This window comes from Ruegeria sp. CE8, assembly GCF_056537465.1.
This window is the reverse complement of sequence record NZ_JBQFRP010000018.1, coordinates 19,179-41,436: the sequence shown is the minus strand read 5'-3', so window position 1 is coordinate 41,436 and position 22,258 is coordinate 19,179. Positions and strand designations below refer to the sequence as shown.

Sequence of the window (22,258 nt, the reverse complement as noted above, 5' to 3'; positions counted from 1 at the left end):
AGGAATGGATGCTCCCGTCGTGCAAGACAATCGCGATCATGTTGGTCGCGGCAACAGTCGGACTGGCTTCGATGGCGCAGGCTGACGATGTGCCGGAGGTGGCCGTTGTCCACCAAATCATTGACCTGAACGCCGACACTCCGGCGCATGCTTTTCGGTTCGAACCCAAACTTTTGCACGTTCCTGCCGGATCGACCGTCCGGTTCAAAGGTTCGACGGGACGCCACACCGTTTCGGCAATCCTTCGCATGATTCCCGTTGGTGCGCGCAGTTTCGAAATCCGGGGCCAACCCACTATGGACCTGACTTTTGAGAAAGAGGGCGTCTATGGTATTCGCTGCCGCGTTCACGGTCGGCACGGAATGGTCATGTTGCTGGTGGTCGGTGATCCAAGTGTGAATCTGGAAGAGGCGAAAGCTTATTTGCCGAAACTCGGCGAAGCTGAACGCAAAGGTTTTGAAGAATTATTTGCAGAACTGGAGGGACAAAATGGCTGATGGATGTGCCTGCGACAGGCATGCTCACATGTATGTCTCGGTAGAACAGGCCTTGCGGCGTGGGTTGGAAGCGGCCCCCTGCATTGCGGAGACTGAAACTCTGCCTTTGTTCGATGCCATTGGTCGGGTTCTGGCGGAAGATTGCCTCAGCAAAGTCGACTTGCCTGCCTTTGATAACTCGGCAATGGATGGATATGCGGTTCGATCTGGTGAACTGACAGACGGCGACGTGCATCATCTGACCATCGCTGGTCGCGTTGCGGCTGGCGACAGCGGCGCGCATGAGGCGCCAGCGGGCAGTGCCTTGCGTATTCTGACAGGCGCACCGGTGCCAAAAGGATTTGATGCCGTTGTGATGCAAGAAGATTGCCAGATCAGCGATGGCGCAATTCGTTTTTCCCGCACGCCAAAACCCGGGCAGCATATTCGCCGTGCGGGCGAAGACCTCAGTTCTGGCGCGCCACTGCTGACACAGGGATGTGAAATCGGTTCTCGCGAAGTCGCCGCGTTGGCTGCGGCTGGGTACGGAGCGGTCACTGTCCGGCGCAAGTTAAAGGTCACGATATTCTCGACCGGCAGCGAACTTCGCGAAGCCGGAGAAGAGCTTGGCCCGGGCCAGATCTACAACTCCAACCGCTATATGCTGCGGGCGCTGCTGGACAAGCCTTGGGTCGAACTTGTGGATGCGGGACCTGTGAAGGATGATCCCGAGATACTTGAGCAAGTCCTGCGCAATGCTTGCGATACATCCGATCTGATAATCACAACCGGTGGAGTTTCGGTCGGCGACGAAGACCACATGCCGCGCCTGTTTGAGGAAATCGGTGGCGAGATCGATGTGATGAAAGTGGCGATGAAACCCGGCAAGCCGATCCTGTTCGGTCGTCGCGGCAACGCGCTGTATGTCGGCCTGCCCGGGAATCCTGTGTCCGCTTACGTTACCTGGCAGGTTATCGGATCGGAGCTTATGGCATCGCGCGTGGGCCTGGCACGAAAAAGGCTGGTTTCAGAGCAAGCAGTTTTGGCGGAACCTCTACAACGGCATAAGGGACGTCAGGAGTACCGCCCGGTGCGGATTGAGGGAGTATCGCCAGACGGTCGACCAAGATTGAGGCCGATGGCGGCGTCCTACAGTGGACGAGTTGCGATGTTGGCGCAGGCTGATGGATTGGCGGTTCTACCGGCTGAGTTGGAAAATTTGCCAGGGGGCCAAGCGCTGGAGTTCCTGCGGTTTTGACCACTCGCGCTAACTCCACGTAACGCTCAGCGTCATCCTTGCGTGCGCCAAGGCGCAGCGGATAGAGGTATTACGAGCCAGCTTTAACGCCTGCCGGGAACGCTTTATGGCCAATGATCACATCCTTGTTGTCGACGACGACCCGCAAATCACTTCGTTTCTAAAACGCTACCTCGAAAAGCAAGGGTGCGATGTAAGTTGCGCAGGCGATGGATCAGGCATGGATGCGATCCTTGCACAAACCGACGTGGATTTGATTTTGTTGGATATCGGTTTGCCGGGGCGAAACGGGTTCGACATCACCAGAGAATTGCGGGTCAACTCGGACATCCCGATCATCGTTCTGTCAGGCCGGGACGAGATTTTCGACCGGGTCGTCGGACTGGAATTTGGAGCCGATGACTACATTACCAAGCCCTTTGAGGCGCGCGAAGTTTTGGCGCGCATCCGAACCGTGCTGAGACGAACAAGATCCGAGCACAATCGTTCGAACCAGAAAGACTCAGATACTCCGCTGATCAAGTTTGGGGACTGGGTTCTGAATCTGAACGAACGCACTCTGACTGCAACAGGCGCGCACCAATCGACTCCATTGACGACGACTGAATTCGACGTTTTGCAAGTCTTTGTGAGTAACCCGCATATGGTGTTTTCACGCGATCAGCTTCTGGACAAAGCCCGGGGTCGGGAAACGATTGTCGGGGACCGAACGATCGACGTTCACGTCATGCGGTTACGCAAGAAAATCGAACCCGATCCTTCCGCACCGACCTACATCAAGACGATACATGGTATCGGCTATTGTTTTGCGTCCAATGTCAGCAAAATCGGCTTTAACTCGGCTCCGGGTACCTGAGCCTGTCAACCGATGCCGCTAGGTTCAGGACTCATAGCCAACAAATGACGATTGAGGCGAGAGCGATTTCTGACAGGAAGACCTTGGGCACCTGTCGTATCGGGTGGCTACGCGCCGCCAGTCCTTCAGTCTCCCGAACATGATCTCAATGCGGTTGTGCCGTTCATAGCGGCGTTTGTCGTATCGTATGGTGGTCTTCCGTTGCTTTCTGCCTGGGATGCAGGCGCATATCCCATTGTCTTTTAGCGCTTCTCTGAACCAAACTGCGTCGTAGCCGCGATCACCGAGAAGCCATTCCACCTTTGGCAAGTTGCCCACCAATTCCGGTGCGCCGATATACTCGCTGACCTGACCAGCCATGATGAACAGGTTCAATGGGCGTCATTCGCCATTGTGCTTGAACCAATGGCGCACCATGCCTCATCTGTCACAGATCGCGCGCAGCTTTGTGTTCATACCGCCCTTTGTACGACCTATCAGGCGTCCACGTCCTCCTTTTTGATGCCCAAACTGGTCGCGTGCGATGTGCCTTATGGTAAGTAGCGTCGATCATCACAGTCTTCTCTTCACCGTGTTCGGCGGCCAGACCGGCCATCATGCGGGCGAAGATACCTTGTTCGTGGCGGCACCCGAACCAGTGGCGTTTGCCACTCACCTCGACCGTTTCCAACGGTTGTACAGCGTCTTGTGCCGTCCATAAGCGGCGGGCGCGTCGCGCCATCTTAAGCCATTGCGCTTGATGAAGATAATACCACTCAAGACACGCCTGTCATCTACGCGAGGTTTGCCGTGGGACTTTGGAAAGAAAGGCTTAAGTCGCGACAATTGCTCGTCGCTCAACCAGAAGAAATCAGATATATTCCCCGCACTTTTAGCGAGCCATGAAACATGCCGCCTGGCGAAAATCTATGGGTCCTGACCCTAGAGGGATGGCACGTGGTCTTTATCGTCATGAAGCGCTCTTTCGAAAGACAGGAACTCAAAATATCCGCACTTTTCGCCATGCGGGTAGGCGCGGCAGGCTTCGGGTCTCGCGTCATAAACAGTACAGTGCCGCTGCTCGCCGTCAAAGAACGTGCAGATTTTGCTAAAATGGCGATCCGATTTATGCTTCAACATTAATGGATAGCGGCTGCGGCCCTGAAACATGCCGAGTTTTGTGTATTTTGTGATCAGCTTCTCTTCGGAAATGCCAAGGTGAGAACACAGTCGGTCAACGTCTTGGGGTGTCAAATCGATCTGGTCGTATGTGCAGCAGAACCCAGGACAGGTTGTGCAATCGAATTGGTTGTCAGCCACCATTTTGTCCTTTTCTGAAAATCGTTGTGCTCTGGTAAAAATTCACGATGTCCAGCCGCCACTATTTGTCGAGTTCATCTGCGCTGGTTCGGTCTGATGTCCCGCAGGGTATTCGAAAGACTTGACCGATTGGACGTTCAGGGCCATTCTCCCAAAAAACGAGGGGAATATTATGAGCGATCTGACAGTATTTGTACAAGAAGCCAATTTGAATGATTTGTCCGTTCAGCAACTCAACAAGATTGAGGAAATCCTTTTGCGCTCGCAGGATAGCGCTGTGCAGGAACTTGAAAGCATAACGACAGCAGTGAAAATGCTGAACGAAGTACGCCAAAGACGCGACGGTGACGGCCGCGTAAAGAAAAGCCCGAAAAAGGATTGAGTTTTTAACTGGCTTTTCAGCCAGTGGAATCACGTTTTTTCTCTGGCTTTGCGCAGGGCTTCTGCCGCGCGCGCAAAGCTGGGTTTAGTATTGACCATTTCCATAATGTCAGGATCAGACCAGTTGATATGATCCAGCGCGACGGAAACGGCATCGGTTCCAAAGTCGCGCTGCCTTTCGCGGTCGGCCTGTAGCGCTTTCTTCAACTCAGCAGATCCAAATTCAAGCAATTTGTCCGCATGTTGCCCTTTCTGGCCGCTGGCCACAGGGTCCCAAAGTGATCCGTGTGTCATCCAGCGCAGTGCGGTATGCAGAAGGTTGCTAAACCCGACATAGAAACTGCCAACGCCAATGTAGTTTTCCAGCGTATAGACCCGGTGCGTGAATTTGCCGGGAAGAAAAATGGTTTCGCCCGGTTTGACGACAAACCAACATGCGCTTTTCAATGAAAGGAAGGCTGCTGGATCGAAGCGGGCTTTTCCATTCAAATCAACACGTTCGACATCATCCAGTCCTGCATCAAGTCCTTCGTAGGTTTCCCAAGCCAGCCAGAGCTTGCTACCCACGCAGCAATGATTGCAGACCGCCATGTCATCGGAATGAGAGTCAGTCAATTTGCCCGCGGTGCTGAAAACGGCTGTCAGCATTTCCAGCTCGCGGATTTCGTCGGATGCGTCGGGCATCAGGTTCCAGGGCTTAAGGAAGTCTACATCAAAATATTCGGCCAATGGGCCGTTTCGAACCGGTAGGTCGGTGACACCCAAGACCACACCAGATTGCCGCCAGCGCTGCAGTATTTCAGCAATTGTAAGCTGTCGTTTTTCATCACCGGTTCCCAGTCGCACTCGATACGTGTCGGGCGCGGTGCACCGTGCCAGATGGGCCGCCAATTGGTCGGGGGGGCAAACAAAGCTCCCGTCGGGACCACGAGCCAAAGGTTGCGGAAAGTCACTATAAAGAACTGGCTGCTGTCTGGCGATGCTTTCGAAAATATGGCTTTTGTCGAAAGGAACTGGTTTCAGTTCTAATTCCCGAAGCCTTTGTCCCGAGCCTTCGGGGAATTGCAGGTTACGGTCCAGGCGACGGAGACTTCGGAAAAATAACAGAACCGCCTCGTCAGAGTCGGGTGTGTTTGCCTCGAATTTTCTATGCAACATCTGGTGAATGCCCTTTGAACTGCTCAAGATATTTGCCAGCTTTTATAAGGTCGAAAGAACCGCTAGTATGATCAACGCCTGCAATTGCCTTTTTCAAATACTCAACGGCTGGCCCGTTCGGACCGAGTGCCGGTGCGTTTTCCGCAATGCTGAGCGCAATTTTTAGCATAAAGCTTGCCGCGCCCTGCTGCTCGGCCAGAGAAAAGGCATCCAGAAAGCAGCGGTGGGCGGCGTCGCTATTGCTACCTGACCCAAGCAACAATAGTTCACCTTTGACCCGTTGTGCTTCGGGGGCAAGCCAAGGTTGCTTGGAAATGACGTCGTCGATCAAGCCGAGCCCCAGGTCTTTTTGGCCGGTTTCCAAGTAGACCTTCGCTTGCAGCATGGTTGTAAACCCCTGCCGCCAGGCATTCGATAACAGGTCTGCGCCTTCGTCGTGCTCACCTTTTTTGGTCAGAGCCCAGCCTTTCAGGTTGCGGCCCCATTCAACAAAGAAGGGATAATTGTGGATTTTGGATTGGCTGATAATTTCCTCGGACACTTCAATAAGTTCGTCATATTCCGAGCTGAAATGCAGTAGAACGCCGCGCATCGCCAATGAATAAACCAAGGATTGCTTGTAGGCGATTTCCTTTGCCAGTCTTAGCGAACTGTCGGCAAACTCAAGCGCGGCCTTCGGTTGTCCCATGAACCATTTGTTGAGCGAACTATAAGACAGGCTTTCGACGCCGGGATCTTCGCCGGTTCTGATTGCAAGCGACTGGAAGCGGGAAGGGTCATAGATTTCCACAGATTTCGAAAGGTGCAATTCAGCCCGTTTGTGATGCCCTCTCAGCGTAGATGTCACTCCGCCAAGGTTATGAGCAACAAGCTTGGTAACCTCGTCGTCTTGCTCTTCGGCAAAATCGAGACAGACATCCGCGAGTTCCTGCGCGCGAACATAATCCGAGCCGACCTGCGCAGAGTTCCACATCCCGTAGAGGATCTCATGAAAGCAGGTCTTGTCGGCTCCGGAATTGGACAACCGCCACGCGTCTTCATAGGCGCGCACGGTCTCTGGTGCGGTGTAACCTTTGACGCTTGTCAACGCGGCGCCATAAGTCGTCTGGAGCGTGATCTTTCGTCGTATCGTTTCTTGTTCGACCGGTTTTTCGTCAATGACGGATAGCGCTTTCTCAATATGGGTAAGCGCCTCCATTGTCGCCGAATGCTCCATCGCAAGGCGGCCTGCGGCTTCCCAATATTGGAGGGCCTTGGCTTTGTTATTCGCCCGAGCGAAGTGTTGTGCCAGGATCTCTGGTGACTTCTTGACGGTGTCCGAGCTGGAGTTTTCAAGAACGAAAGCAATACGTGAATGAAGCTCGCGCCGGGCTTTGCGTGTCAATCCGTCATAAATGGTATCTTGCACCAAGGCGTGTTTGAATTGAAAAACGCCGTCTTTCTTTCCCGGATCATCAATCAGCAGGCCCGCATCAATGAGTACGGACAGTATTCGCCGCGTCTCGTCCCGTTTGACCCTTGAAATCCGGGACAGAAGGATTTCGGAAAATTCCCGACCGATCACTGCGGCGCAGCCAACCAGCTTACGAGCTTCGGGAGACCTGTCCAAACGGGACAGCAGCGAGTCATAGAGTGTCGCCGGGATCGTCACGTAAGTTTCCGGCGGCACATTATCCTGTTTTGTGCGCGTGTCAGAGGCCATGTTGGCACGCACGGTCTTGGTCAATTCTTCCAGGAAGAACGGAATGCCGTCCGCTTTGTTCAAAATCTGTTTCTCAAGACCTTCTGACAACACGACGCCTGGCGACCAGTTGCGGATCACCCGCGCCGCTTGCGATCGAGACAATCGGCTCAGTCGAAGGCTGGAAACGTTAGGTTGGCTTTTCACCAGCCTCGTCTCGTCTTCTCTGGTTGTGATGATCAAAAGAACGTTCCGAGTGCGGATTTCACTGACCAGTGCTTGCAATAGCTCCAACGACGTAGGGTCAGCCCAATGTGTGTCTTCGAAGAGAATGATTTTTCGTCGCGAATCCGCCGAGTGCAGAAGCAGTTTGACGATGCATTTTATCGTCTCTGCCTTCTGCCTCTCAGACGACATTGAGCGATATTCGTCAGAGCCGGTCTCGAAGAACAGCATGTTTGCGATCGTGGCGTGATCGCTCGTGTTGTGAATGCCTTTGAGATTCAGGAAAGCGTGCAGCTTTTCCAGCTTTTGTTCCGGTGTGTCACCATCGGCTATCTGGGCTTTAGTGTTCACGTAATCAATAATGGGGTGCAGATAGCTGTTGGAGTAGTAGGATCGACATTCAAGCTTCAGAGTCTCGGCCTCCATCGGCTTGACCTGATTCAGCAACTCGTCAGCAATCGCAGATTTTCCGATCCCAGCTTCGCCGGATAAAACAATTACCTGCCCGTCACCTTGTGTTGCGGCTTTCCACCGGTCATTCAGTATTCCAATTTCATGACTGCGGCCGATTATTTCGCTGCGAACCTGGCCAATCTGGTGCTTTGGGCTTTCGCTGCTTCCAACTTTGCGCAGCACTTCGTAGATGCACAGCGGACCTTCTATCCCCCTCAGATTCACGCCGTCATGTGCCAGAAAATGAAACCTTTGCCATGCCATAGAAGCGGTGGTCGAACTAACGACGACCGAATTGGGGCTTGCTGCCCCCTGCAGCCGAGCGGCAAAGTTCGGTGTGAAGCCGAGAACATCGATTTCTTCCGATTCCGCCGTCGATTTCTTGTTCAGAAGAACCTTTCCGGTTGCAATGCCAACCCGAACCGCGAGCCTGCGCGCAATTTCGGACGCGGATTCATCGCGAACTTCCCTGACCGACTTCACTATATCGAGGCCAGCAAGAATTGCGCGTTCAGCACTGTCTTCGTAGGCCTGCGGGTGACCAAAGAAGGCCATCATCCCATCCCCAAGCCGGAATGCGACGAACCCGTCATAGCGTTCGATGGCTTTCGTCCACCGTGCGCGGCAATCGGAAATAATCTCACTAAGGTCTTCCGAGTCAAACTCGGTGGAAAGAGCCGTCCAGCCGACGATGTCGCTGAAAAGAACTGTTATCTGCCGATGCTCAGTCGTCGTTTCCGAGATTGAAGACGCTCTGGAGTCTAATGTGTCGCGTGCCAGCGAGGCCTGAAAATGTCGGCGCAGGCGCAGGCGATCACCGATGGGAATTTCTAGCTCAATAAAATCGGCCTCGGTGAGTTCGCCGATCATATCAATATCAATCGCAGCCCTTTGCAGAACGTCAGCGTATTTCCCCAATCCAGCTTCTTCCAGCCAACTAGAGAGAGAAGAAATACTCTGTGCCATGTTAGGATCGATCCTGGAATTCTTAATAGGTCAGTGTATTTGTCGCTGCGTTGCTCGCGCCATGCATTGGAAATTCCACGCTGGTATAGCACTTTCCTTTCGTGGTTGCACTCCTGACCGTTGAAGTGTTTCCAGTGCCAGATCATGGCCTAAACAATCGTAAGTGACTATAATGAAGTTTTTAATACGCGAGTACTGATCTTTGAGATTGCCCTGCAAACAGTCCGCCGAGCCGGCTCATCGTGTCCGCTTGGCATCGGTTCTGGCGAGTTCTGTCGCGATGTTTGGTCTTAACGGCCAGTTTGATTGATGTACTGACAAGAGGCTGTGGTCACGATCCGAAAAACGCCATTTCTGGTCCGTTTCAAAGTTTCGTGACTGCCGCTGTTCAAAGGTAGAAGCATGCCCGCTCAATGGTTGGGGTGTGATCAGAATTTCAGATTTTGCACACCTCGAAAATCAATGCGAATCCCGGCTGTGTAGCTTGGATGTGCGACTTGTCCGCAACCGCTGGGCGATGAGAAAATCCAACCAATGACACGTCTCTAAGGAGGTTGAGTCTCATGGATTTTCGCGATCTTTCGTTCGAAGCGCCGCCATTCAATGACATCGCCAAAGAAGGCTTTGGCCCTACCGAAGCCCATAAAGTCGCGCGAATTGGCCGGGTAGAGGCCGGAACATTCCCTTTCCGTTGGATTTGCGCGCTTGAATTCACGCCGATCCACAAACGCAAGCGGAGGCGCAGCAAGGGTATTCTTGGCACTGGCACCCTCGTTGGGTCACGCGCGATCCTGACTGCCGCACATGTCGTCGAGGCTTTTGCAGCGGGTGGCAGGAGGCCTGCAGCTGATTTGCGGATCACGCCGGGCAGGGCTGGGCGTAGCCGACCATTCGGGACACGCCAGGCTACGCGCGTGATATTACCTGCTGCCTGGATCGCCGACCCAGTGCCGGGATCGCCCGCAGATTTTGCGATGGTCATAGCGGATGGCGATTTCTCACCAGCGCCCGGCCATTGGGGTATGACCCGGGCGACCGGCGATGCGCGCGGGTCGCGTTTCGGGGCACTTCGTGGTTGGCGACCGGGCCGCTTCAAAGTCAACCATTCCGGATACGCGTCACGCGGGCGCGGGTTTCAGGATCATTGGTTCGCTGACACTTTCGACACCGGTGGTGTGGCCAGTGATCTGTTGTTCATCGACAGCCGCTCACGCCGAGGTGAATCCGGCAGCCCCGTTTGGGTCAGTCGGCACCGTTCGCTTGGGGGGCGTCATCTTTGGGCAATGGTTATTTCTGCCCCTGACAATCTTGCTCCCGGTGGACGAGCGCACGAGGTTGAAGCGCTGATCGCGGCTCCGGGCAGCGATTTCCTTAGCTTTATCGATGCACACAGAGGAAGGACCTCATAGATGGTTTGCAAATGCTGTGACAGTATCGTGCCGCGACACAGGGTGGTGCTGCAGGCCGAACGGCCACAGACCACGCCACCATTGCCAAAATTCGGACAATTGCGTCGGCACGCTTTCGCAATTCCATGGTCCGAGGATGACAAGGATTATGTCATTGATGCCTGGCCTGTTGCCTTTAGGATGCTCTCTGAAAGCGTCCGGTCATTGAATGCGATCCGCGCCGTTCCTAGGAAGCGCCGCGAAGCTGCGTGGAACGCAAGTCCCGCGCGCAAATGGTTCGGTACTTACCGTCGGGCGCATCTGGATATCGCGCGGCGCTATGCCAGACGTGCGCATCGGAAAATGCTGCGGGGTTGGGTTATTTTCTTCCGCCTGGACCTGCCAGACGCTGGCTCGGCATCACGGGGCGCGCGAGCGATCAGGCTGAAGAACTCTTTTTTCAGACCTGGGGAGCTTTGGGATTGCGACACCGCACCGCCGTCAAATGTCAGCTACACGTCGACGCTGCGCAATGCGGATACGATTGTGCATGAACTGATTCACACGGTTGGTAAAACACTTGGGACGCCGAACGAACGTTACGGTCGCGACGCGTTGCGACTGCCCGCGCATAAGGCGATCCGCAATGCCGCGAACCACGCAGGGTTCGCAATGGAAGTGTATGTCGACGCGGCGTTTGCTGCCAAGCCGCTGCGTTGGCGCACGTGTTTGAGGACGGTTTATCTGAACGCAAACACCCCCGTGGAATTTACCACGCGGGAGCCGTCTTTCATCTGATCCGAACCCGGCTGCAGGTCAAAAAAATTGGGGCCGATACATCTGCCGGCCCCTTTTCCTAGTCTTGTTGGGATTAGTATACGAGTTCCTCGCGGTTGCGACCGCGGCGACGGCGATTGCGTGACCGCATGCGACGGCGACCGCCTCTTCCGCGGCGCAGTGACATCATAGCACGGCGGCGGTTGGCGAGGACCCAGGCGGTTTCGCGTGACATTGCCACAACGATAGCTCTCCGGTCGATTTTGCGGGCGCGTGCAAGCCGCGTCAGCGTGCGGCGAATGATCAGTGGGATCGCACGGATCGCCCAGCGGGTTTTACGATTGGCGCGGAACGTTTTGACCAGCGCAAGCGCCGCGCGGACGACATGCGGGATCACAGGGCGCAGGCGGCGATTGTGGCCGAATAGCCGGCTCACCATACGTGCCAGGCGACCAAAGCGGCGGTTGACGCGCCGTTCGCTTTCGGTTTCGGCCATCACTTCGGCTTCATCCATCATCGCCTCGAACACTTCGGTATTGCCACCGGCGGCTTCGAATTCAATCTCGCTGCGTTCGAATTCGGCCTCTGTTTCTCCGGCGCTTTCGATCTCACCCTCGCGCAAAATGGCGCTTGCGATCGTGCCGCCGATCTTGGCGCCGGCGGGGCCGCCAATAGCGCCGCCGACAATACGCGCGGCGATCGGGCCAAGCGTCTTCAGCAATGGCCCCACGACCTTGCGAAGGGCACGCGCACCTTTTTTGACAAGGCTGCCGATACCCCGGCCAATCTTCTTTATGAAACCGAAGATCTCTTCATCGTCGTCCTCAAAATACTCGTCATCATCATCCGCGGTCAGATCGAACTCGTACTCATACTCGTCCTCTGAGATGGCATAACCGCCGTCTTCAAAAACATCGTCATCCTCAAATTCCTCGGGTTCATCCAACTCGTCTTCAACCTCGGGAAACTCCAGCTCTCCGGCGACGTCATCACCCTCGAGACTGGGCTCATATTCGAAGCCATCATCGCTACCTTCCAGCTCGAAAAGTTCCTCTTCCAGTTCGAAATCATCGGTTTGATAAGTGCGGTCCATTGCAATTCTCCTTTCGGGAAATGTCAGCGCGCGTCGACACGACGCGATTCAATTTGCCTGGGCACCTGCATCCTCCGGGCGAGGGCAAGCACCCTACGGCGCTCGGCGGCGGCAACTATGTCCAGAACGCGGCCGACCATTGCGACTTTGGAATGCACGTCGAGCTTGCCGAATATTCGGCGCATGTGAGTCGAGACGGTCCACTCGCTGATTTCCAGCACGGCCGCGATCTCTTTGTTCGTTAATCCGGACGCCACCAGACGCGTAACTTCGCATTCGCGCGGTGACAGCGGCAGGTCAGCGGACCAATGGGCGCTTGAGGTCAGAAGCGAGGCGCGATCCGGGATACGGGTGATCTGCATCAGACGGTCCTCCGGCGCATGGGAACCACGTTGCCGCCGGGTTTTGCGCGGGGCGCGGAGGGTGCATTCAGTTCCCCCAACGATGCGGCGACTGTAAGCCATTCTTCGGCATCTTCGGAAATGTCGTCGAGGCTGGCCTGAAAGACAGCGCGGTCGCGCATGGTTACATGGGGTGCGGCAAGCCAGAGCAGCATGTTCTCACCTGCTTCCGCAAGCCGCAGTCGTTCTGATACGCGAACCTCCGTTCTCAGGTGCTGACGCAGCACCTGCTCCATGGTTTCCCAGACGTCTTCGGTGCCGAACAGGTTCTGCACATCCGGCGCGCTGAGAATGTCGACGCAAACGGCTTGCAGCTGGAAGACTTCCTGTCGCAAGACATTCACATAGCCATATGATGCTGATTTGAGGTTGTTGCGAAGTTCGATTCCGGCCCGACGAACGGTAGCTATACTGCCGAAATTGCCGCGCTGGTTGTCGGGCCGGATAACATCCGAAACACGCCGGTCTCGGTTGAACTTCACCACCGAGCGGATGAAGGTCACGAACAGCTTGTGAAAGGCGGGGTTTGGTTTGGCTCCGGTAGGGGGCGTCACCCGCGTATAGCCAAAGACTCGGGAATAGGCCTGCATCCGATCGCGCGCTGAATACCGGGTGAGGCGCGTGCGGTCTATCTGGTACAAAAGTTGCGCGCCGCGACCACCAGAAAGCCGAACCTCGCCTGAGTTGAACAACTCAACTAGCTTTGCGACCGAGCGGAACAAGCCGGCTTTTTCGATGTTTGCCAGAAAATACAACTGCGCAACTGCAATCAGGCGCTGATAGCTGACATTGTCGTCGTATCCGGGCGGCCGGTCCCCCGAGGGCAGTTGCTCCAACCGATCCGCGTCGGATTCTGCCGCAATGCCAAGTGTCCCGATCCTCACAGGGCTCAGCGAATTGCGGTCAGTCCCAAAAACGGCTTCGTCCAGCGCGTTTAACCGTGACATCAGAAGGGCTTGTGCCTGCGGGTCGTTGGGATGTTCCTCAGCCAGCTTTCGCCAGGCTTCGGTCTTGAGTTCCTCAAGGTTCCTGCGGCGTTTGTCGAATTCTTCGAATGTGGACATGGGAATCTCCAAATGCTTGGGTTCTCAAAAATGCTCAGCCGTCGAGTAGACGACCGATCTCTGTTGATGCCCGCTCCAGTTCACCGACGAAGAGCGCAACAAGGCGCGCGATCAGGGGCTCGTCCTTGCCTTTGGCGGGCGGTTTCGGTCGATAGCTCTGGGCTTTGGCGGCAATCCGGTCGATTTCGCTGCGGATCAGGCGCGCCCCTTGCTTGCCGTCGCGGTCAAGATTTTCGAGCCAGTCTCCGGACTCTGACCGGACGCGGCGCAAAAGCTTGAAAAACTCGCGGGCGCAAGGCGCATCGGGTTCCGTGGGCGGTTCGGAATAGACGTCGTCCTTTTTGCCATCCTCGGCTTTGGTCGGCTTCTCCGGCTCACCTCCGCCGCTAAACTCGACGCCCGGAATGGTGCCAAGTGTGCAGTTTTCGGCCATTCCGAGCTCTGCCAGTTCGTCGGACAGACGCCGTTCGGTTTCGCGCGCGCAACGCAAGGCGCGTTCGGTGCCGTCGAGAGACTGACCGACGTTGCTTTGACCTTCCGGTTCCGTGGTTGGCGTGTCGCAGCTCAACCCAAACCGACAAAGCTGCGCCGTAAAGGCGCGGATCGCGGTGTAGTGGATTACCTGCCGCTCATCCTTGCGGTCGTTCACATGGGCTGGGACGAAATTGCCCGCCTCGCGGAGCTGGTCGAACAAGGGGCGTTCGCCTCCAAAAAGCGTACGATGGATGTTTTCCAACACTTCGCGGTTATTGTCGCCGGCATATTCATCCCGCAGGGCACCAAGCTGTTCGCCGACTTGCCTTCGAGCCGTCGAATACTCGGTGGGCGTTTCGCCCTCCATCAGGTCACTTTCGTTGTCGGGCAGGGGTTCAAGCTTGTCCAGATGGGCCAATGCCGCTTTGATTTGGACCTCTGCGCATAGGCCACGGGCAGCTTCCCAGGCGCTGCGCGTGTCGCCATCCGGCACTTCGGGTGTGGGTTTCTGATCTGTGCCAGGCGCGCGACTGCCGATCGCTTCGATCGCCGCGTTTCTGCCGGTTTCGCTGAGCAAGTCGTAGTTCCGGCCGATCAGCTCAGCCAGAATTTGGTCAACTTTGGCTTTGGGGTCTTCGGCTCGTAAGGACGTGTCGGCACGCTGCATGGGTCACCTCCGTTCAAATGCCTGATAAAAATTTGCAACAATGCGGCCGGGAGGCGCCAGTCGGCGTTCCAACGCGATACGCGAAGCGCCAATCAGGAACCGCTCGGGAAGGATGCCGGGATCGGTCCCGGCGGCAAGGCGTGCGGCCGCTTCCTGGGTCATTGCGGCCTCGCGTGGGCCAAAGCTGACGACCTGTGAAAGCGCGCGTCCGCCAAATTGGGGGTAAGGCGTATAGATCAAAGCCTCGATTGCCGCGCTGGTCGCCGAGCGGGCGGTGGCGCGCAACTCGGATGGAAGACGCCGAGCCACCGCGGCTGGGTAGAGCCTGCGCCAGATCGACCCCAGCGCACGTGCCTCGGGGCGGAACCCCATCCTGGCCAAAAGCGCAAGCGAGATCGGGATACGCATGATGATCGGCGGGTGGACGTTTTTTGGATGAAACCGCGATACACGTCGTGGCTCACGGGCCATTACGTCAATAAGAGAGGCCACCATAGCCGGGCCGATAAGGAGAATACCGGCAAGGTCCGAGAACAGCTCGGAATGCCAGCGCGCCCAGATATTTGCAACGGGCCGGGGTGCACCGGTCGAAAGGACACGCCGCTCGATTTCTCGCGGAAAGGCTTGCCAAAGGCCCAGGTCGGCTTGCAAGTTATGTCCGATTTCATGCGCGACCGCGCCAAGTGTCCATGGGTTTAGCAGCCGGTGATGCGGCAATTGCACAAGTGGGAAAGGGTTGGGCAGTCGGCCCAGATGAGCAACCTGTATGCCTCTGCGCCAGGTTGCGGGACCAAGCCCCGAAGCCATGAACGAGAACGGCGGCGGGGTTGGGATCGACCGCGCAGTTCCCAACCCTGTATAAACGTTTCTGTAGCAATCCAGAGCGATCTGGTCCGCAGCATGAAGCCTGAGGCCAACACGAGTCTGACGTTGGCTGAACAGGCGGTGATAAAAGTCCCAGACAAGCTCGGCGGCTTCCACGATCTGCTGGCCGCGATCTTTCAACAGCGTCAGCCGGTCGGTTGCGGTTCCGCCGCCGCTTGAGCCCAACGCGTCGATACGGGCAAGGTTCGTGCGGATCTCTGATCCGAACCGGCTGAGCAGTGCATTGACGGCAGAAAGGTGTGCTCCCATCGGCTGGGCAAGGCCTGTTCCAAACTCGCCTGGCTGGAACGGCGCCAGCCCGAAGGCGTGCCGTGACAAGTTGACCCGCTGGATGCGCGTCCATTCGTCCGGCAGCCCACGGGCCGGGACGGGTAGGGATATCAGCTCCGTACCCATGCGCGGATTTGTCTGAGGATTGCGGGGGTAATCGCGACGCCGCGATTGGCAACGACAGAGGTTGCCGAGTCGTCCCGCGCCACGTGCACTGCAACGATAGTCCGGGCCGAGCGATGCCGCAGCCATACCGGGCTGCCGCTTTGTCCGCCGGCCGTGTCGTGCAGATATTCGATCCGTGGCCCGCGAACGCTGACGACGCGGTTGTAGGTCCAGTACATATGCTGGCCGCCCTTGTCTCCGGGGTAACCCGCAGTGTTGAGCTTGATCCGCAACAGTCTGGATGGCGACAGCGCCGCGATGCGGGACCAGTAACCAATTCTTCGACCGATGGGCTTGTCGAGCGTTATGACAGCATAGTCATGCGGCCATGCCTGCCCGTATGTCGACGCGCTGGCATAGGCGCTGGGGTAATTGATGCGGACTGCACGGGCTGATCCGAATGGTTCCCGCGACCCGTTCTTGCCGGGAATAACGCGAATACCGGAGTACCGTCGCTTGTTCGAACGGTTGTAGACACAGTGGGCTGCTGTCAGCACTTTATTTGGCGCGATCAGCGTGCCGGTGCAACCCGGAGGTGTGATCTTGACGATGTGGCGCCAGGGCACCGACCGGGTATTGCCGATACGCTTTCGTGTATCTGGACCGATGACCTGAAAATCAGGGCCCGGGTCAAACTCGTCGGTAAGTTCTTCGACCAAACCACCTGCCGGATCTGCTTCGAAGCGGCCGAAACTCTCGATGTCTGAGAGATCTTCGGTATCCAGTTCGAATTCTGCGCTCAGGTCGTCTTCAAAAGACGAGCCCTCGCCGAAAAACTCCAGATCGTCATTGAGTTCCAGGTTCAGTCCTTCGGAGTCCTTGAAGTCCATTGTATCGGCCCTCTCGATTTTCCTACGACTCTTGAGACTCAAGGATACAGCCATAAGGAGAATCGCTATAGTCGCACGTTTGTGTGACCCCCACACAGGCAAGTCAGCGCGCAATCAGCGGGCAGGGCGGTTTGGTAGGTAATGTCGCATTTAAGCTGCCAGCCCAGGGGCCGTGTCCTTGGCGTGTGCTAACATTCTGCCGCAAGAGCAGCGAACGGCGAATTTCGGCTCGGCCCGGATCAATCAGACAACTCTCTCAAACCAATTGCGCTTGACCGGTGGCGTGGGTTTGCTGCTTACAGAAGTGACCGAGTTCACCTCGGCTTAGGTTGATTTTCTGGGCAACGAGTTCAGCAACTCACCAAGCTATATACTGGCATTGTGAGCAGACTGAGATTTTGCGCGCAAAACCTTCTGATTGTTAGCTTTCGGAACGGGCTAAGCTTCAAGGGTTTGGCCCAATTTGCATACGGCTTGGGGCCCTTTGATTTCCGAACGGTTTCGTGGATCACGGCTCACAGAACGACCGGTAAGCCTGTCTGGTCGTTTCTGGATATCTGACGCCCAGATGTCGGGTCATGAGTGGTATCAACTTTTTCGAACACTTCGAAAACAGTGGGTCGCGGTGGCAAGATGCGCTTTAGTAACATGGCCCGCAAAAGGCGTTAGACAACCATTTGAAGCGGCAGTGTGACACGGGATGTTTGCCCAAGTCGCGACAGGTTCGGCGGCAAATCTCGTAGATGAATAGACCGTGACGATTGATGCGACCTATCTGACGCCACTCCGAACAGCGTCCGGCTTGGGTGCAAAAAAGGGGACTCGGAAGGCTGATCATACCCACTAAGGGCGGCATTAACACCAAGCTGCAGGCGCCTTGCTCAGCAGCTTGCTAGATGTTGATGGGTTCAAAGAAACTTCGAAAGATAATGGGATACGCACTTGCATCCCCGGCAAAACATCAGGAGCATTTGTGCAGTATGACAACCGGCGCTACTCGTTGCGACAGGTGTCCTAGATTCCTCCGTTGGACTGATAGACGGATTCACTCTGGCTTTCGACCACGCTCGGCAGATTTGCCAGAGTGCATTCTGCGTTAGGCAATATGTTGGCGCTTGAACTAAGGTCCATAATAATGATGTCCCAAACTCCGATCTCTGCGAACGAGCGGATCTACCCGATACCCAAGGTTCCAGCGGTTGTGATCTGCCTTGATGGCTGCGAGCCGGAATACCTGGACAAGGCAATCGCGGACGGCCTTATGCCTACGCTTCAGCGTATGCGGGAAACCGGAACAGGTCGAATTGCGCATTCGGTGATCCCGTCCTTTACCAACCCCAACAACCTGTCGATCGCGACTGGGCGGCCTCCGATCGTGCACGGAATTTGCGGCAACTACCTGATCGATCCCGAGACCGGCGAAGAAGTCATGATGAATGACGTGCGTTTCCTGCGCGCGCCGACTGTTCTTAGAAAATTCCACGATGCTGGTGCCAAAACCGCCATTGTGACGGCCAAAGACAAGCTGCGTGCCCTTTTGGGGGCAGGACTTTCTTTCGGCGATGATCGAGCGAAGTGTTTTTCGGCCGAGAAGGCCAGCAACTCGACCGCTGCTGAACACGGTCAGGACTGCGCCAGCGCGTGGCTCGGTCTGCCTCAGCCCGAGGTTTACTCAGCGGAGCTGTCAGAATTTGTGTTCGCCGCTGGTGTCAAGCTGCTGAAGGAGTGGAAGCCGGACCTGATGTATCTGACGACCACGGACTACGTGCAGCACAAATACAGCCCTGATCAGGCCGAAGCGAAGGCATTCTACGCGATGTTCGACAGATACCTGACTGAGCTGAATGCAACCGGAGCCGCCATTGTTGTGACTGCCGATCACGGAATGAATCCAAAGCATCACGCCGACGGCTCGCCCAACGTGGTTTATGCACAGGATCTGTTGGACGAATGGCTGGGTCGAGATGCTGCCCGTGTGATCTTGCCGATCACTGATCCGTATGTTGTTCACCACGGCGCATTGGGCAGCTTCGCCACGGCTTACCTGCCTGACGGTGCGGATCGGGCGGATATTGTCGCGAAACTCCGAGGGATAGATGACATAACACATGTCCTGACCAGAGAAGCGGCGATTGAGCAATTTGAACTGCCCGGCGATCGCATCGGGGATATCGTGATGGTCTCAGGCAAAAACACCTGTATCGGCACTTCCGAAGATCGGCACGATCTGGCGGCACTGGACGAACCTCTGCGCAGTCATGGTGGCGTGACCGAGCAGGAAGTTCCCTTTATCATCAATCGCGTGATCGATTTGCCATCACAGCCAAAGCTGCGCAATTTCGATGCGTTCTACTACGCGACCACAGCGGCGGCCCTTTGAAAATGGACGGTACTATGAGCACAATCGATATCCGCAATGAAGGCATGCGCATTGGTGGAGAGATCGTCTTCACCGAAGCCACGATTCCTGTGCATTACCCCTATACAAACGAAGTCGTAGGGACCGTTCCTGCGGGCACCGCCGAACACGCGCGTAAGGCTTTTGAGGTCGCGGCCAGTTATACCTCGAAACTGACCCGCTTTGAGCGCAGTCAAATCCTGCAGCGCACCGGCGAATTGATCGGCGAAAAACGAGAATATCTTGCAAAGTGGCTGACGCTGGAACTGGGTATTTGCCACCAGCATTCGATTTACGAAACCAAGCGCGCGCAGGACGTGTTCCAGTTTGCCGCCGCCGAAGCGTTGAAGGATGATGGTGAGATATTCTCGTGCGACCTGACTCATAACGGGAAAGAGCGTAAGATCTTCACCAAACGCGAGCCGGTCAAAGCCATCAGTGCGATCACACCGTTCAACCATCCCTTAAACATGGTCAGTCACAAGATTGCGCCGTCGATTGCGACCAACAATTGCATGGTGTGCAAGCCTACGGAACTGACCCCTTTGACGGCGCTGACGCTCGCCGACATCCTTTACGAGGCAGGGCTGCCGCCCGAGATGTTTCAGGTCGTCACCGGTTGGCCGCAGGACATTGGTGACGAGATGATCACCAATGACAATATCGACATCATCACTTTCACAGGCGGGGTTCCGGTGGGCAAGATGATCGCGTCCAAAGCAGGCTACAAACGGCAGGCTTTGGAATTGGGCGGGAATGATCCTCTGATCGTCCTCAACGACCTGAGCGATGCTGATCTTGAGAAGGCCGCCACCATCGCCGTGGCTGGTGCCACCGGAAACTCCGGGCAACGCTGCACCGCAATCAAGCGCATTCTGGTGCAGGAAAGCGTTGCAGAGAAATTTGTGCCGCTAGTTCTGGAAAAAGCGAAAGCGATCCGGTTCGGAGACCCTCAGGACCCAGAAACGCAACTGGGGTGCGTTATCCACGAGCAGGCCGCAGAACTTTTCGAAAAGCGCGTGTTCAGGGCCGCTGAAATGGGTGCAGAGATCCTCTACCATCCTGGCCGGCAAAGCGCTTTATTGCCTCCGATTGTGATCGATAAAGTGCCCCATGACAGCGAATTGGTCATGGAAGAGACTTTTGGCCCTATCGTGCCCATCGTCCGCGTGCCGGATGACGACGCACAGGTCATTGAAATCTCGAACGGAACTGCGTTTGGTTTGTCTGCGGGCGTGTGCACCAACGACCTCAACCGTGCGATTGCTTACATCAACGGCCTGAACGTTGGCACCTGCAATATCTGGGAACAACCGGGCTATCGGATCGAAATGTCCCCCTTTGGCGGCATCAAGGACAGCGGCAATGGCGTCAAGGAAGGTGTCATCGAAGCGATGAAGTTCTTCACCAACGTCAAAACTTACTCGTTGCCCTGGCCGGGTTAAAACCTTTTGGCGGCAGAGTGCAGGTCACCCCTGCACAACATCCTGCCTCTGAACGCCCAAACCTTCGATGCCCAGTTCCATCCGATCACCGGCTTTCAGGTAGGTTTGCGGATCTTGCCCCATGCCAACCCCTGGCGGCGTCCCGGTCGAAATCACGTCACCCGGCTGAAGCGACATGAATTGCGACAGGTGAGAGATCACTGTCGCCACGTCGAAATGCATCGTTTTGGTCGAACCGTCCTGATAGCGGTGGCCGTTCACTTCAAGGTACATCGGCAGGTTTTGCGGATCGGGCACCTCGTCCCGAGTGACCAGCCACGGACCGATCGGGCCGAACGTGTCTGCCGATTTGCCTTTGACCCACTGGCCTGAGCGGTGCAGTTGGAAATCGCGCTCGGACAGATCGTTTATGACGCAATATCCTGCGACATGATCCATGGCGTCGGCTTCAGAGACATACTTGGCCTCTTTTCCGATAACCACGCCCAACTCAACTTCCCAATCCGTCTTGACCGACCCGCGCGGAATTTCGACCGTGTCATTCGGACCAACAATAGCGGATGTCGCCTTGAAAAAGATCACCGGTTCTACTGGCAGTTCCATCCCGCTTTCGGCCGCGTGATCGGCGTAGTTCAGTCCGATGCAGATGAACTTGCCGACATTGCCCACGCAAGGGCCAATACGCGGATCGCTATCAACCAAAGGAAGGCCTGCAACGTCCAGTGCATTCAAGCGTGCAAGCGTTTCGTTACTCAGCGTATCGCCCGAAATGTCATCGACCACACCTGACAAATCACGAATTGCGTCATCCGCATCCAGTACGCCGGGTTTTTCAGCGCCCTTGGGGCCATAACGTAGCAGTTTCATTCCGTGTCCCTTCCTGCTCAGATTGTCCAGCCGCCATCAATGGCAAAGGGCTGTCCCGATGTGTATTTGCTGGCATCGCTGGCCAGATAGAGCGCCAATTCTGCGATTTCTTCAGCCGTTCCGATCCGTCCCATCGGTTGGCGCGCGATGAAATCTGTCATGGCCTGTTCGTAGTCGCCTGTGGCACGCAGACGGTCATGCAAACTGGGGCTGTCGACGGTGCCTGGGCAAATCGCATTGCAACGAATACCCTGAGTTACGAAATCCGAGGCGATCGATTTGGTCAGTCCGATGACCGCCGCCTTTGAGGCGCAATAGGCAAACCGGTTCGGCACACCCTTTATCGATGACGCTACCGACGACATGTTGATGATCGACCCGCCACCATTGGCCAGCATCGCGGGCAGAGTCAGTCGGATCAGGCGGTACATGGCTTTCACGTTCAGATCGAAACTGAAATCCCAATCACGCTCCTCGCATTCCAGAACGGAACCGTTTGCGACATAGCCGGCACAGTTGAACAGCACATCCAGTGGCGGCAGGTCCGCCGCCGCGGCCTGGACCGCTTCAGCGTCTGTTACGTCCAGCTTGAGTGTTGTTATCCGGTCGATTTGCTCCAATTCAGCCAAAGCGTCTGAGTTTATGTCGCTGGCGATGGCCTTGGCGCCTTCGGCTGCAAACAACTCGGCCGTAGCGCGGCCGATTCCTTGCCCCGCCGCTGTGATCAATGCCGTTTTGCCGGTCAGGCGACCCGTGGCTTCCTGGGGTTTCATAGGCGGCC

19 protein-coding genes and 1 pseudogene are annotated in these 22,258 nt (G+C 56.1%); 8 read left to right on the top strand and 12 right to left on the bottom strand.

Going from position 1 to position 22,258, the window contains the following annotated elements; translation table 11 throughout:
* Positions 1-8: 8 nt before the first annotated feature.
* The 3 genes from ACR0AA_RS21905 (at position 9) to ACR0AA_RS21895 (ending at position 2,590) form a co-directional block, all read left to right on the top strand.
* A complete protein-coding gene (locus tag ACR0AA_RS21905; protein WP_480757409.1) occupies positions 9-497 on the top strand; it encodes a plastocyanin/azurin family copper-binding protein in 489 nt (162 codons plus the stop codon).
* On the top strand, positions 490-1,734 hold the full coding sequence (locus ACR0AA_RS21900) for a molybdopterin molybdotransferase MoeA (protein WP_480757407.1): 1,245 nt from the start codon (positions 490-492) through the stop codon (positions 1,732-1,734). Before ACR0AA_RS21905 ends, ACR0AA_RS21900 begins: the two co-directional genes overlap by 8 nt.
* 106 nt (positions 1,735-1,840) lie before the next feature.
* Positions 1,841-2,590: a response regulator gene (locus tag ACR0AA_RS21895; RefSeq protein WP_480665904.1), complete on the top strand. Its 750-nt coding sequence runs from the start codon at positions 1,841-1,843 to the stop codon at positions 2,588-2,590.
* Between the two features lie 31 nt (positions 2,591-2,621).
* Here the strand turns inward: ACR0AA_RS21895 and ACR0AA_RS21890 are convergent.
* Positions 2,622-3,448, bottom strand: a pseudogene (locus ACR0AA_RS21890) (IS5 family transposase).
* Between the two features lie 63 nt (positions 3,449-3,511).
* Positions 3,512-3,889 (bottom strand): YkgJ family cysteine cluster protein, encoded by a 378-nt coding sequence (locus tag ACR0AA_RS21885; RefSeq protein ID WP_480665905.1) that lies wholly within the window; start codon positions 3,887-3,889, stop codon positions 3,512-3,514.
* Between the two features lie 172 nt (positions 3,890-4,061).
* Here ACR0AA_RS21885 and ACR0AA_RS21880 point away from each other — a divergent pair, with 172 nt between their 5' ends.
* The gene (locus ACR0AA_RS21880) at positions 4,062-4,271 is read left to right on the top strand and encodes a hypothetical protein (RefSeq protein WP_480665906.1); all 210 of its coding nucleotides are present in this window, start codon (positions 4,062-4,064) and stop codon (positions 4,269-4,271) included.
* A gap of 29 nt (positions 4,272-4,300) precedes the next feature.
* Here ACR0AA_RS21880 and ACR0AA_RS21875 read toward each other — a convergent pair whose 3' ends face one another.
* Entirely contained in the window at positions 4,301-4,999 is a 699-nt protein-coding gene (locus ACR0AA_RS21875) for a hypothetical protein (RefSeq protein ID WP_480757402.1), read from the bottom strand.
* A 418-nt stretch (positions 5,000-5,417) separates the two neighbouring features.
* On the bottom strand, positions 5,418-8,753 hold the full coding sequence (locus ACR0AA_RS21870; RefSeq protein WP_480665908.1) for an adenylate/guanylate cyclase domain-containing protein: 3,336 nt from the start codon (positions 8,751-8,753) through the stop codon (positions 5,418-5,420).
* Between the two features lie 563 nt (positions 8,754-9,316).
* Here ACR0AA_RS21870 and ACR0AA_RS21865 point away from each other — a divergent pair.
* Together ACR0AA_RS21865 and ACR0AA_RS21860 are read left to right on the top strand one after the other, a co-directional pair.
* Positions 9,317-10,162 (top strand): trypsin-like serine peptidase, encoded by an 846-nt coding sequence (locus ACR0AA_RS21865; protein WP_480757400.1) that lies wholly within the window; start codon positions 9,317-9,319, stop codon positions 10,160-10,162.
* Between the two features lie 27 nt (positions 10,163-10,189).
* Positions 10,190-10,939: a M35 family metalloendopeptidase gene (locus ACR0AA_RS21860; RefSeq protein WP_480665910.1), complete on the top strand. Its 750-nt coding sequence runs from the start codon at positions 10,190-10,192 to the stop codon at positions 10,937-10,939.
* Between the two features lie 73 nt (positions 10,940-11,012).
* Here ACR0AA_RS21860 and ACR0AA_RS21855 read toward each other — a convergent pair whose 3' ends face one another.
* The 6 genes from ACR0AA_RS21855 to ACR0AA_RS21830 are packed head-to-tail and all read right to left on the bottom strand — an operon-like array spanning position 11,013 to position 16,767.
* Entirely contained in the window at positions 11,013-12,011 is a 999-nt protein-coding gene (locus ACR0AA_RS21855; protein WP_480757398.1) for a hypothetical protein, read from the bottom strand.
* A 23-nt stretch (positions 12,012-12,034) separates the two neighbouring features.
* Positions 12,035-12,373 (bottom strand): helix-turn-helix domain-containing protein, encoded by a 339-nt coding sequence (locus ACR0AA_RS21850; RefSeq protein WP_480757396.1) that lies wholly within the window; start codon positions 12,371-12,373, stop codon positions 12,035-12,037.
* Entirely contained in the window at positions 12,373-13,476 is a 1,104-nt protein-coding gene (locus tag ACR0AA_RS21845; protein ID WP_480665913.1) for a hypothetical protein, read from the bottom strand. The genes ACR0AA_RS21850 and ACR0AA_RS21845 overlap by 1 nt, the downstream gene beginning before the upstream one ends.
* A 34-nt stretch (positions 13,477-13,510) precedes the next feature.
* Complete coding sequence (locus tag ACR0AA_RS21840; protein ID WP_480665915.1) at positions 13,511-14,617, bottom strand: hypothetical protein; 1,107 nt, start codon at positions 14,615-14,617, stop codon at positions 13,511-13,513.
* Positions 14,618-14,620: 3 nt separating this feature from the next.
* The gene (locus tag ACR0AA_RS21835) at positions 14,621-15,898 is read right to left on the bottom strand and encodes a hypothetical protein (protein ID WP_480665917.1); all 1,278 of its coding nucleotides are present in this window, start codon (positions 15,896-15,898) and stop codon (positions 14,621-14,623) included.
* A complete protein-coding gene (locus ACR0AA_RS21830; RefSeq protein WP_480665919.1) occupies positions 15,883-16,767 on the bottom strand; it encodes a trypsin-like serine peptidase in 885 nt (294 codons plus the stop codon). The genes ACR0AA_RS21835 and ACR0AA_RS21830 overlap by 16 nt, the downstream gene beginning before the upstream one ends.
* A 1,135-nt stretch (positions 16,768-17,902) precedes the next feature.
* Between ACR0AA_RS21830 and phnA the strand changes: the two genes are divergently transcribed.
* Positions 17,903-19,147, top strand: coding sequence for a phosphonoacetate hydrolase (phnA, locus tag ACR0AA_RS21825; protein WP_480665920.1), 1,245 nt, complete (start codon positions 17,903-17,905; stop codon positions 19,145-19,147).
* A 14-nt stretch (positions 19,148-19,161) separates the two neighbouring features.
* A complete protein-coding gene (gene phnY / locus ACR0AA_RS21820) occupies positions 19,162-20,610 on the top strand; it encodes a phosphonoacetaldehyde dehydrogenase (protein ID WP_480757390.1) in 1,449 nt (482 codons plus the stop codon).
* 24 nt (positions 20,611-20,634) lie between these two features.
* Here phnY and ACR0AA_RS21815 read toward each other — a convergent pair whose 3' ends face one another.
* Both ACR0AA_RS21815 and ACR0AA_RS21810 read right to left on the bottom strand, forming a co-directional pair.
* Entirely contained in the window at positions 20,635-21,477 is an 843-nt protein-coding gene (locus ACR0AA_RS21815) for a fumarylacetoacetate hydrolase family protein (protein WP_480757389.1), read from the bottom strand.
* A gap of 17 nt (positions 21,478-21,494) precedes the next feature.
* On the bottom strand, positions 21,495-22,250 hold the full coding sequence (locus tag ACR0AA_RS21810; RefSeq protein ID WP_480757387.1) for an SDR family oxidoreductase: 756 nt from the start codon (positions 22,248-22,250) through the stop codon (positions 21,495-21,497).
* Positions 22,251-22,258 lie beyond the last annotated feature (8 nt).